The organism is Bacillus sp. FJAT-22090, from assembly GCF_001278755.1.
Classification (GTDB): Bacteria; Bacillota; Bacilli; order Bacillales_A; family Planococcaceae; genus Psychrobacillus.
Genome location: NZ_CP012601.1, coordinates 2,896,776 through 2,908,231, shown reverse-complemented (window position 1 = coordinate 2,908,231; position 11,456 = coordinate 2,896,776). Strand labels below are relative to the sequence as shown.

The window sequence follows — 11,456 nt, the reverse complement described above, 5'->3', positions numbered from 1 at the left end:
ACCTAGAAACCAAAACGGACTCAAGGTCACTATACTCAGTGGACAACCATATCTATTAAATCTCTTCTAAAACACCTTTAACTAATTCAACAAATTTAACTTTTACCTTACCTGCAACCTCAATTACCTCATCGTGGTTTAATGGCTGATCTAATATCCCGCATGCCATATTCGTTAGGCAAGAAATACCGAGTACCTTCATACCACCATGTGTTGCTACAATAGCCTCTGGTACTGTTGACATACCTACAGCATCGGCTCCTAATGTGCGAATCATTCGAATTTCTGCAGGAGTTTCGTAAGTTGGACCGCTCCACCAAGCATAAACACCTTGTTGTAAGTTCATATCTAACTTGTTCGCTACTTTAGTTGCAATAGAACGTAGCTCCATATTATACACCTTTGATAAATCAGGGAAACGAGTTCCCAATTCATCATTATTTGGTCCGATTAATGGATTTGTCCCAACTAAATTAAGATGGTCGGTAATTAACATCAAATCTCCTGGATTAAAATTTGTATTAACAGCACCGCAAGCGTTTGTAATAATGATATTCTCTATACCTAACGCTTTCATTACACGTACTGGGAATGTTACTTCATCCAAAGTGTAACCTTCATAATAATGAAAACGGCCTTTCATTGCTGCTACTATTTTTCCGTTTAGTTCTCCAATAACAAGTTCGTTCGCATGCCCGATTGCTTCCGACTTTGCGAAGTGTGGAATCGTGCTATAAGGGATTACGACTGAGTTTTTAATCTCATCGGCAAGCGTTCCTAAACCAGAACCGAGAATCAATCCGATTACAGGACGATTGTCCGTCTTGCTCATAATAAAATCTCTAGCTTCTAAAATATCTTGAATGTTGTGCATGAATAACTCCTCCTTGAAACGATACGCTAAGTATACACCTGCTAAAAAGATTTAAGCATGTTGTCGATAAAAGTCTAATGGACTTAAGGAGCATTGTAAAGAAAGCTAAATATAATAATGTGGAATAAAAGTATAGGGGAAATGAAATTCAGAGTTGCAGCACAAGAGTTTAGTAGAATAGAAAATAAGTAGAGATATCTACCTGATACAAGTAGAAATCTCTACTTTACTATGTTTCCAAGTTTCAATCTTAATATAAAATCTCTCCTAAGCGATAATCGTTTGTAATAACAAAGTCAATAACTCATCTAAAGTTTCTGGTAATTGTTCTGGTAAATCTATTGGACTCTTCATTTCTATTCCTCCTTGAATCTTGTAATCTATTAACAATATAGTCAATCTAATTGGAATTTATACATACATTTAGAAGATAATTTTAAAAAAGTTGATAATCTCTTAATAAGAGATTATCGGTTAAAACTCAAATATTATAACCACATTTCTTCTATAGATTCTCATCTTGTAATCTATAAATATCTATTTGACGATTACGAAAGCATTCTATATTATAGATAAGTACCCGAACTTGATCGGGAGAGGTTCATAGCTGATACCCTCTATAAAAAACTATGGATACATGACTATTCGCCATGTCCATATTTGGACGTGGCTTTTTGTGTTTTTATATAGTATAGGTTTTATAGAAAAGTTACGAATGCCTCTCTTGATAAAGTGTTGGGAAACACTTCACAATATATTAAGCTGCGTACAAACGCCAGTTGTATAAAGTGAAAAGCCTCTGGCGATATCATAGATTTTCAATCGAGAAAGCACGATTAAAATTCTGGATGAAATACGCCAAGGTGAATTTAATAAGGAGGTTTTTTATTATGTCTAGCCGAAATCATGAAGAAAGTTTAAAGGATTTGACACTGTTAGGAAATCAAGGTGTACAGTATGCATTTCAATATGCACCTGAGGTACTGGAGTCAGTAGATAATCTTCATTCCAATCGTGATTATTTTGTAAAATTTAATTGCCCAGAGTTCACTAGTTTATGCCCGATTACAAATCAGCCGGATTTTGCGACAATGTATATTTCATACGTACCGGATAAAAAGATCGTGGAAAGTAAGTCGCTAAAATTATACTTATTTAGTTTTAGAAACCATGGTGATTTCCATGAAGATTGCGTCAACATCATCATGAACGATTTAATTAAATTACTTGATCCTAGGTATATTGAAGTTTGGGGAAAATTCACACCTCGTGGGGGAATCTCGATTGATCCATGGTGCAACTATGGGAAACCGGGTACCAAATACGAAGAGATGGCAAATTATCGTTTGATGAACCATGATCTCTACCCAGAAAAAATAGATAATCGATAAACGAGGAATTGTATAGTCCTCCATATGAAGGAAGAGGTTTTTAGCTACCCTCTTTAAAAAACTAAGAAGAAAACAGCATTCTTTTTAGGGTGCTGTTTTTTCGTTAAAAGGGAGTTTTACAGAAGATGAAACAGGAAAAAGCAATCATTGTGTTTAGCGGAGGTCAGGACAGTACCACTTGTCTGTTCTGGGCAAAAGAACGTTTTAAAGACATTGAAGCAGTGACTTTTGATTATGGGCAGAGGCATAGTTTGGAAATAGAATGTGGAAAGGAGATAGCAAAGGATCTTGGTATCAAGCACCACATTCTTGATATGTCGCTCTTAAATCAGCTTGCTCCAAATGCTTTGACTCGAGATGACATTAAGGTAGAAGACGGAGAAAAAGGGGAGCTGCCATCCACTTTTGTGCCTGGTCGAAATCTGCTCTTCCTTTCATTTGCAGGAGTTTTAGCAAGCCAAGTAGGAGCGAAGCATATCGTGACTGGGGTTTGTGAAACAGATTTTAGCGGATATCCTGATTGCCGAGATATTTTTATTAAATCCTTGAACGTATCGTTGAATTTATCAATGGATGCTTCCTTTGTAATTGATACACCGCTGATGTGGCTGAACAAGGCACAGACATGGGAACTTGCGGATAAGCTGGGGGCACTTGAGTTTGTTAGGGAAAGAACATTAACATGCTATAACGGTATAAAAGCAGATGGCTGTGGTGAATGCCCAGCGTGTAAGCTGCGAAAAAAAGGGCTTGATGAGTATTTAAGCTTCAAAAAGGAGTCCTAAGGCATGTCTAATTTTAGAATTGTCGAGAGGCTCCAAAAAATAAATGAAGATATCCAAATGAGCCAATTAAAGTATCATTCAAAGCGTGTTCTCGTAAGTAAAGAATTTACCTTTGATGCTGCCCATCATTTACATAACTATGAGGGGAAATGTAAAAATCTACATGGCCATACATATCGAGCTGTTTTAGGGGTAAGTGGATACACGGATGATCGCGGCTTGATGATTGATTTTGGCGATATAAAAGAAATATGGAAACAAAAAATAGAAATTGATTTGGATCATCGTTATTTAAATGAGACTCTTCCATCGATGAATACGACAGCAGAGAACATCGTTGTTTGGATTTACGAAAAGCTGGCTGAAGCACTGTTTGAAGCAGAACGGTATAATGGTGCGCGTGTAGAATTTATCAGATTGTATGAAACTCCGACAAGCTATGCTGAAGTGAGACGGGAGTGGATGGAAGTTGAGTAAGGTACCTGTTATGGAGATTTTTGGACCAACTATTCAAGGTGAAGGAATGGTAGTGGGACAGAAGACCATGTTTGTACGGACTGCCGGCTGTGACTATTCCTGTTCCTGGTGTGATTCATCTTTTACGTGGGATGGTAGCGGCAAACATCTTATTGTCCAAATGACAGCAGATGAGATTTGGTCAGAGTTGAAACGTCTTGGGGGTAGTGGTTTTTCATTTGTCACGATTTCAGGAGGAAACCCAGCACTCCTTCGTAACTTGGATGCACTCATTGCTCTATTAAAAGAAAACGACATAAAAATTGGAGTAGAGACACAGGGAAGCAGATGGCAGGAATGGTTATACGAAATCGATGAACTGACGATTTCACCAAAACCGCCAAGCTCTGGAATGACTACGGACTTTTCGGTGCTCTCGGATATCATTGGAAAACTTAAAATTCGAAATAGCGAGCAGCATATATCTCTTAAAATAGTCGTTTTCAATCAAGAGGATTATGAATATGCCAAGCAAGTTCACCGTCGATACCCGACGATTCCTTTTTACCTACAAGTAGGAAATGACGATATCACAACGACTGATAACCCTCGACTAATCAGCCATTTATTAGAGAAGTACCAAGCTCTGATTGATAGGGTGATAGCAGATGCGGAATTAAAAGACGTCAAAGTTCTGCCACAGTTACATGCTCTTGTATGGGGAAATAAAAGAGGGGTATAGTGGGCGGTAAAAAAACTGTATTAAAATTAACTTGAGGAGTAACATCATGAGAATATTATTCTATTTATTATCTATTGTCACAGCTAACGTGGTAACGGCAGCTTTTGCACCATTACAATTTGGGATGTTTATCGTTCCTATGGGAACTCTATTAATTGGAGCAACCTTCATTTTCCGAGATCTTGTGCAAAATAAATATGGTAGAGCAAAGACGTATTTATTTATTTTTATAGCTTTAGCATTATCTGCAATAGTTTCATTCATACTTGGTGATACACTATTGATTGTGGTAGCATCGGCACTTTCATTTGTTGTCGCTGAAACAGCTGATACGGAGATTTACTCTCGGTTGAAACTACCAATGGCTTGGCGTGTGTTCTATAGCGGAATCGTTGGTGGATTTCTTGATTCTGTCATTTTCGTTATAATTGGGTTGAGTCCACTAGGGGCTAATATACTTCCTTGGGAAGCCGTACCAGCCGCTATTTTGGGTCAAATTATCGTGAAGACTATTATTCAAATGTTAGGTGCACTAATCTTGAATCAAGTTTATGTAAGCAAGGGAAAAAGTATCCCTTCAAAATAATTATTTTAAATAAAGTCCTCCATTAGAAGGGAGTATACAAATGTTGATTTTCGTTTCATGCCGGCGGAAAGCGCCCGCCTTGAACGAAAATCAACGGGGCACATACTCGCTAAGAGATAACTTGAAGAGTTTATGAGTGCCTCCCATTAGTAGGACTATTTTATAACTATAAAAAATAACCCATCCTTGATTAATTCTCGGATGGGTTATTATATGTATTTTTTATTCACTAAAGATAATATTGGAGCGGGTGAAGAGAATCGAACTCTCATCATCAGCTTGGAAGGCTGAGGTTTTACCACTAAACTACACCCGCGTAATTATGGTGGCTCAGGACGGAATCGAACCGCCGACACAAGGATTTTCAGTCCTTTGCTCTACCGACTGAGCTACTGAGCCTCTTCGATTTGCACTAAGCTACGTATCTCTTCGTCAGCTGCATTCGTTCAGTCAGTTACGTACTTTAGTACGCGCCTTTCTTCACTCAATTGCTTCCTCGAGCTACTTGCTTATTCCAAATCTCTAATCGATTTACGCTAAGCTGCGCAACTCTTTGTCAGCTGCACTCACTCATTCAGTCACGTACTTGAGTACGCTCCTTCTTTCGTTCGATTGCTTCCTCGATTTGCTTGCTTATCCTAAATCTCTATTAAGTTTGTACTAAGCTTCAATTTAATATGTACAAAGCCACAGATATCTCTGTTTGCTTCTATGAATCTTATAATAAATTAAATGGCGGTCCCGACCGGGATCGAACCGGCGATCTCCTGCGTGACAGGCAGGCATGTTAACCGCTACACCACGGGACCATTTGGTTGCGGGGACAGGATTTGAACCTGTGACCTTCGGGTTATGAGCCCGACGAGCTACCGAACTGCTCCACCCCGCGATAATAATATACTTACTTATTTAAGTATACCACAAATACTAGTAATTAGTTAAAAATGGAGGAGGAAGAGGGATTCGAACCCCCGCGCGGTTTGACCCGCCTGTCGGTTTTCAAGACCGATCCCTTCAGCCAGACTTGGGTATTCCTCCGTATTAATGTCGGTAAGTATTACTATCAATTATTAGCGACATATTATATTATAATTTATTTTTCCTAATAAAAGCAATGTTTTTTTAAAATAAATACAAAAGAGAAAACTAATTGCTTTATTCCATATACATTTGGCATCCATTCGATGCGCCAAACAATAAAAGAGAATCGAAACGAATATGGCGTATCGCTGGTTTTTAGGATTTGGTTTTCATACTGAAATACCGCAATTTACCTCTTAGAAGATTTAGAAACTCAACACTTTTTAAATTAGCCAACACTAGTCGATTGGAGTGGAAGGCGCGAAGACTCCTACGGGAACAGCGCGAGCCGAAGCACCCGGACTGAGCGTAGCGAGGGAGAAGGCTGAGGCCGTGCCCGTGGAAAGCGTAGCGCCTGAAACGGAAATCGACGATTTCTTACTATGTATTGTAAATAAAAAAACTATAGACAGTTTCAAATTTCTTTGAGTTTGTCTACAGTCTGAGGCATCTCTATAAAGATATGCCCTTAAGTTTATTCGTTAATAATTTCTTCATATCCAACCATTTTATCCAAGTGGCTGGCAATCATAGCGATAATCGTACTTCCCTCTTCTTTTTTAAAGGAGAAATTACTTTCGTCTTCAAAGAACTCAGAGTCTTCTGTCCAGATTCGGTTAACTCTTCGCAAAACACCATCACCGTTAGCGCTGTCTATACCAAATTGATAAGTAACTTCAATCTTATCCTCAATTTGGAAAGCAGTAACTTCTGGAGTTTCCCATTCAACGTCAATTTCTTCAAGAGTAATTTCACCATCTAGCACTTCGTATTCCTCTTCCAAATCAAAATCCTCATCGTCATAGTCATCATCGTCTATAAATTCATGAAAGCTTTCATGAATGGCTTCAATTATATCCGTAATGTCATCTAAAATAATTCTTGTTGGTTGTTGAATTGTTGTATCAAAACTTTCTTCGTAAAATTCTTCATTATGAGGGTCGAAAAGCAGAGTATAGAAATATTCTCTTTCATCCTTATCTGTTTCGACAAAAAATTCAATTCGTGGATGTTTGGAAGCCTGATTTACACTCATATGTCCATTTTTGTCATATTCCTCACAAATGGATTCCAATTGTTCCTGAAGCTCACTAGTTACTCTGTTAAACCATTCCATCGACATGTCGTCTTCGCCTCTTTTTCTAGTATTTTTCCTCTTCTATCTTCTCCCAAATTGTTAATTTAATTCATTTTATTTATAACCAATTTTTTGTATTAATTATGTTACTGAATAGTTTTAGTAGGATTGGGGACTATAATTTTTGTATGACCTTATTAAAAAAAAGGAGGAACTAAAATGAGTAAAAACATTCCAAAGCCAGATGATCGTTCAGATAATGTAGAAAAGCTTCAAGATATGGTGAAAAATACAAAAGATAATATGGAAGCAGCTGAAGAATTAATGCCTTATCTTGATGGCAATGAACGAGAGGCAATTAAACAGAAGAATGCACGACGTGAAGAGAGTCTTGAAGGTTTTCGAAAAGAAATTTTAGATGAAGCCAAGGCACGAAAAAACGGTTATTCATAATATTAGTAAAAAGATGGGGAGAAATTCTCCATCTTTTTTAATTCTCGAAGTTATTTCATTTTAAAAAACATAGGTACTTCTTTTTTGGACAATCTAACAGAAAGAAGAAAGTTACATGAGGTGATATTCATGATAATAGAAAGGTCGTCTGAGTGGAAAGAAGGCTTTATAGATAGATTGGAAAATCGTGAACCTTGGGATAATTGGACATTATACAATATGAGTTACGAAGTGATGAAGGCTAATCTGATTACAGATTTTTTAGGTCTTCAATCTCCTAAGTACTTACCTAATTTAACACCCCTTAATCATCAATTAGATGTTGCGGAAACGGTCATCGAAAGGATGAATGGAAAAGCGATTCTTGCAGACGAGGTGGGACTTGGTAAAACCATTGAAGCGGGTTTGATATTAAAAGAGTATCTTATACGGGGACTTGTAAAAAAAGCGTTGATCTTAGCTCCAGCGTCACTTATTAATCAATGGATTGAAGAGTTAAATTATAAATTTTACATCCCCGCTATTGCTTATAAAAAAAATTATTCATTAGATCATTATGAAGTAGTGGTAATGAGTATGGATACCGCCAAGAAAAGCCCACATAAAGAACTTATCTATGAGCAGGATTATGACATGATTATTATTGATGAGGCGCACAAATTAAAAAACCATAAAACAAAAATTTACGAATTTGTCCAAGGTTTAAAGAAAAAATTCTGCTTATTGTTAACTGCTACACCAATTCAAAATGATATCTTTGAACTTTTTTATCTTATTTCTTTACTGAAACCAGGACATCTTGGTAATTATGAGACCTTTCAATCGGAGTTCTCTGCGAGCAAACATAACTTAGAGCACGATGAATATTTAAGAGAATTGGTCAATCAAGTTATGGTGCGAAATAGAAGACATGATACTGGAATTGAATGGACAAATCGAAAAGTTGAAATTATTCCTATTCAGTTTTCCAAAGAGGAAAAAGAAGTGTACGACATGATTTTAGAGCTTAAAAATATTTCGCCAATTTTTTCAGGTGCTTTTTCTATGATCACGCTGCAAAAGGAAATGTGTAGCAGTAAGGAAGCAACCTATTTGACGTTAAATAAAATGCTTCAAAAATGTACGGAACCAGAAGAGATTAGTTATATAGAAGAAATCATTCAAAAACTTAGTGAATTGGAAATAAATTCGAAAGCAGAAAAGGTGTATGAAATCATTTCAAAGGCAAATGATAAGGTCATCGTCTTTACAGAATATAGAGCGAGCCAGGTTTATCTACAATGGTACTTACAATCTAAAGGCATTACAAGCGTTCCCTTTAACGGAAAGTTTAACAAATCGAAGCGAGATTGGATGAAGCATTTATTTAAAGAAAAAGCACAAGTATTGATTGCGACGGAATCTGGAGGAGAAGGTATTAACCTACAGTTCTGTCACCATGTCATCAATTATGATCTTCCCTGGAACCCGATGAAGTTAGAGCAGCGAATTGGGCGTGTCCATCGTTTAGGGCAGGAACACGACGTCCATATATATAACTTAGCCATCGATAACACAATTGAGAAGAATATATTAGATTTGTTGTATGTAAAAATTGATGTATTTGAAAAAGCCGTAGGTGAGTTAGATGACATTTTATCTACTTTTAAAAAAACCATATAAGCTGATTCTTGATAAGGAAGGAGGGGAGGATGTGTATGTACCCACAAGAAGTTCACCGTTATTTACAGAAATTTTTTACGGAAAATAACTGTCAAATCATCCAAAACCATGATTATTACATGACGGTCCAATTAACGGTAGATATGGATAAAAAAATTATGAATCGCCCCTATTATTGGCAATACCTAGAAAGTATAAACGGGGTGCCATGTCCAGCTCAACTAACCTTAATTACAGATCAAAATAAGCTTGTTGAAAAGATTAAAGGGGAGGTTGTCCACTTTGGTTCTCCCAGACTAAATCAAATTTTTCAAACAACCAGACGGATGGGTTCATTTGTGCATATGTATGAGAAAATAGATAACACAGAGGCAAGAACGATATTAACTCCTTGGTTAGGAGTAAATTATAAAATATCGTATTACTGTGATCAAACGAAGGAAATGCTTCATTCTTTAGGCATAAACTTGATGACCGGTAGTATTATCGATCATTTTCAGGAATCGCTAACAGGACTTGAATTAGAAACAACTTCGTCTCAAAATACATTTAACCTACCTTATATTATCAAACCACTCCGTGCACTTGAACGATTAGAAGAGATTATTGATCATCTCATACAACAGGATGATCACACTTGGGCGGAAGAAGCGAAACAAAGATGGCAAAAGGACTTGGAAGTACTAGAATATTTCTATGAAGGGGTTACCGTTAAACCGGAATGTTATGAGATGGAGAAAAAAGCACTACAAGAACAATACGAGCCTAGGATAAAAATAGAAATTATTAATGGCGGATTATTTTACGTTAAATAATTTAATACAACATATTAAGGCCGTTTGATAATCATATCAAACGGTCATTTATATGGGAAACTAGATTATTTTTAACAAGTATTGGAATTTTTAATTAGGACTAGCGTATAATTTTGTTATATATTATTTAGAAGAGTCGCTAGTGAAGTTGGCACTTACACAGGGGTGGAATACTTGGAATTACTAATAATAAGGCACGGCCAATCAGAAGCAGACTTGTTAGGTGTGCATGAGGGAAGAGCGGATTTTTCTTTAACCGATCTAGGAGAGAAACAAGCAAAGAAAATGGCCGCTTTTGTAGCAACACACTTTCCTCCAGACATTATCTTATCAAGCCCATTAAAAAGAGCGAAAAGCACAGCCTTAACACTTCAAGAAGAAGTAGGATGTGTATTAATCGAGGATAAAGACTTAATGGAATTTAATAATGGTGTACTTGCTGGACTTTCAAGAGTGGCTGCTATTAAATATCCCTTACCTCCCAATGGAAGACCTGCTCATATTCCGATTGAGAATGGAGAATCAGAGTTGGAATTTCGTTTTCGAGCAGAAAGGATATTTCATAAAATAACAAATGAATACCAAGAGTACAAGCGGGTGGCGATTGTCTCTCATGGTGGACTAATCTCCCAATTTCTTAAAGCATTTCTTCAGCAGTCAAATACCAGTAATTTTGTATATGCTACTGGAGATACGGGTATACATTTATTGGAGATTAAAGAGAATGTGAGAGTTATTAGATTTTTAAATAATCAGGCGCACTTAAGTTAAATTAGGGGTGGGAAAGTGATACTACATACACGTACTAGAGGTAATGGGGAACCAATCGTGTTTTTACATACTGGTCTACAGACAGGATTGACAGACTTTGAGTTTCAAAGAGAGTATTTCAGTAAAGATTTTCAAGTTTTATCACCGGATTTAAGAGGACACGGGCAATCTATTTCGAATGATATACAAAATTTTTTCGAGGATTCTGCGAGAGATCTATTCGAAACGATTGAACATTATAAACTAAAAGCTATCCATTTAGTAGGATGTTCATTGGGGGCTTTAGTTGCTATTAAGTTTGCTCAGCTATATCCTGAGAGACTTTACACATTAACTGTTTCGGGAATTACGCCAGTGAAACCGGATAATTGGTTAGAGCTTCATAAAGAAGATGTGGATTCTCAAAAGAATGTAATGAAGAGCGAAGAAGCAAATAATTATTTTAACCAATTACATTCTTCCGACTGGAAACAATTCATTTTAAAGGGGAGAAATGAAGGTTGGTATCCATTCGATGATGTTAAATCAATGCACGAATTTGATTTTCCGGTCCTATTCATCGTTGGAGAAAGAAACCCACACGAAACGGTTGGTGCAACAATATATCCAAAAGCTAATAAAAATGTACATGTGGCAATCGTTCCCTTTGCGGGCCATTTGGTGCATACAGAACAACCAGAAATATACACTAGTATAGTAGAAGAATTTATAAAACAAACATAACTATTAGGAGACTGTAGATAAAGCGTGAAATTACGTGAAA

General features: G+C 36.8%; 13 protein-coding genes, 5 tRNA genes, 1 pseudogene and 2 riboswitches. Of the genes and pseudogenes, 11 read left to right on the top strand and 8 right to left on the bottom strand.

Going from position 1 to position 11,456, the window contains the following annotated elements:
* Positions 1–55: 55 nt before the first annotated feature.
* Positions 56–874, bottom strand: coding sequence for a purine-nucleoside phosphorylase (locus tag AM499_RS14535; RefSeq protein WP_053590884.1), 819 nt, complete (start codon positions 872–874; stop codon positions 56–58).
* Between the two features lie 267 nt (positions 875–1,141).
* Entirely contained in the window at positions 1,142–1,264 is a 123-nt protein-coding gene (locus tag AM499_RS22250; RefSeq protein ID WP_269432347.1) for a hypothetical protein, read from the bottom strand.
* Positions 1,265–1,464: 200 nt separating this feature from the next.
* A riboswitch (PreQ1 riboswitch) is annotated at positions 1,465–1,511 on the top strand.
* A 253-nt stretch (positions 1,512–1,764) separates the two neighbouring features.
* On the opposite strand from AM499_RS22250, the gene queF reads away from it, so the two are divergent.
* From queF to AM499_RS14510, 5 genes are all read left to right on the top strand, one after another.
* Positions 1,765–2,265 carry a preQ(1) synthase gene (gene queF / locus AM499_RS14530; protein WP_053590883.1) on the top strand — a complete coding sequence of 167 codons (501 nt, stop codon included), beginning with the start codon at positions 1,765–1,767 and terminating at the stop codon, positions 2,263–2,265.
* A gap of 27 nt (positions 2,266–2,292) precedes the next feature.
* Positions 2,293–2,336: riboswitch (PreQ1 riboswitch) on the top strand.
* Positions 2,337–2,390: 54 nt separating this feature from the next.
* Complete coding sequence (gene queC / locus AM499_RS14525) at positions 2,391–3,050, top strand: 7-cyano-7-deazaguanine synthase QueC (protein ID WP_053590882.1); 660 nt, start codon at positions 2,391–2,393, stop codon at positions 3,048–3,050.
* Positions 3,051–3,053: 3 nt separating this feature from the next.
* The gene (gene queD / locus AM499_RS14520; protein WP_053590881.1) at positions 3,054–3,527 is read left to right on the top strand and encodes a 6-carboxytetrahydropterin synthase QueD; all 474 of its coding nucleotides are present in this window, start codon (positions 3,054–3,056) and stop codon (positions 3,525–3,527) included.
* Positions 3,520–4,248 (top strand): 7-carboxy-7-deazaguanine synthase QueE, encoded by a 729-nt coding sequence (gene queE / locus AM499_RS14515; protein WP_053590880.1) that lies wholly within the window; start codon positions 3,520–3,522, stop codon positions 4,246–4,248. The genes queD and queE overlap by 8 nt, the downstream gene beginning before the upstream one ends.
* A gap of 46 nt (positions 4,249–4,294) precedes the next feature.
* The gene (locus AM499_RS14510) at positions 4,295–4,834 is read left to right on the top strand and encodes a VUT family protein (RefSeq protein WP_053590879.1); all 540 of its coding nucleotides are present in this window, start codon (positions 4,295–4,297) and stop codon (positions 4,832–4,834) included.
* 242 nt (positions 4,835–5,076) lie between these two features.
* Here the strand turns inward: AM499_RS14510 and AM499_RS14505 are convergent.
* From AM499_RS14505 to AM499_RS14485, 5 genes are all read right to left on the bottom strand, one after another.
* Positions 5,077–5,150: transfer RNA gene (locus AM499_RS14505), tRNA-Gly, on the bottom strand.
* Between the two features lie 7 nt (positions 5,151–5,157).
* Positions 5,158–5,233: transfer RNA gene (locus AM499_RS14500), tRNA-Phe, on the bottom strand.
* A gap of 334 nt (positions 5,234–5,567) precedes the next feature.
* A tRNA-Asp gene (locus AM499_RS14495) sits at positions 5,568–5,643 on the bottom strand.
* Positions 5,644–5,646: 3 nt separating this feature from the next.
* A tRNA-Met gene (locus AM499_RS14490) sits at positions 5,647–5,723 on the bottom strand.
* A gap of 56 nt (positions 5,724–5,779) precedes the next feature.
* Positions 5,780–5,872 (bottom strand) — tRNA-Ser (locus AM499_RS14485).
* A 116-nt stretch (positions 5,873–5,988) separates the two neighbouring features.
* Between AM499_RS14485 and AM499_RS21715 the strand changes: the two are divergent.
* A pseudogene (locus tag AM499_RS21715) lies at positions 5,989–6,112 on the top strand (transposase); the annotation flags it as partial.
* Positions 6,113–6,389: 277 nt separating this feature from the next.
* On the opposite strand, the gene AM499_RS14480 reads toward AM499_RS21715, so the two are convergent.
* A complete protein-coding gene (locus tag AM499_RS14480) occupies positions 6,390–7,037 on the bottom strand; it encodes a hypothetical protein (protein ID WP_053590878.1) in 648 nt (215 codons plus the stop codon).
* Positions 7,038–7,211: 174 nt separating this feature from the next.
* Between AM499_RS14480 and tlp the strand changes: the two genes are divergently transcribed.
* The 5 genes from tlp (at position 7,212) to AM499_RS14455 (ending at position 11,416) form a co-directional block, all read left to right on the top strand.
* Positions 7,212–7,445 (top strand): small acid-soluble spore protein Tlp, encoded by a 234-nt coding sequence (tlp, locus tag AM499_RS14475; protein WP_053590877.1) that lies wholly within the window; start codon positions 7,212–7,214, stop codon positions 7,443–7,445.
* A 129-nt stretch (positions 7,446–7,574) separates the two neighbouring features.
* Positions 7,575–9,107 (top strand): DEAD/DEAH box helicase, encoded by a 1,533-nt coding sequence (locus tag AM499_RS14470; RefSeq protein ID WP_082355279.1) that lies wholly within the window; start codon positions 7,575–7,577, stop codon positions 9,105–9,107.
* A gap of 35 nt (positions 9,108–9,142) precedes the next feature.
* The gene (locus AM499_RS14465) at positions 9,143–9,922 is read left to right on the top strand and encodes a YqhG family protein (RefSeq protein WP_053590876.1); all 780 of its coding nucleotides are present in this window, start codon (positions 9,143–9,145) and stop codon (positions 9,920–9,922) included.
* A gap of 174 nt (positions 9,923–10,096) precedes the next feature.
* A complete protein-coding gene (locus AM499_RS14460) occupies positions 10,097–10,693 on the top strand; it encodes a histidine phosphatase family protein (protein WP_053590875.1) in 597 nt (198 codons plus the stop codon).
* 15 nt (positions 10,694–10,708) lie between these two features.
* Positions 10,709–11,416, top strand: a complete 708-nt coding sequence (locus tag AM499_RS14455; protein WP_053590874.1) for an alpha/beta fold hydrolase — start codon at positions 10,709–10,711, stop codon at positions 11,414–11,416.
* Positions 11,417–11,456: the final 40 nt, after the last annotated feature.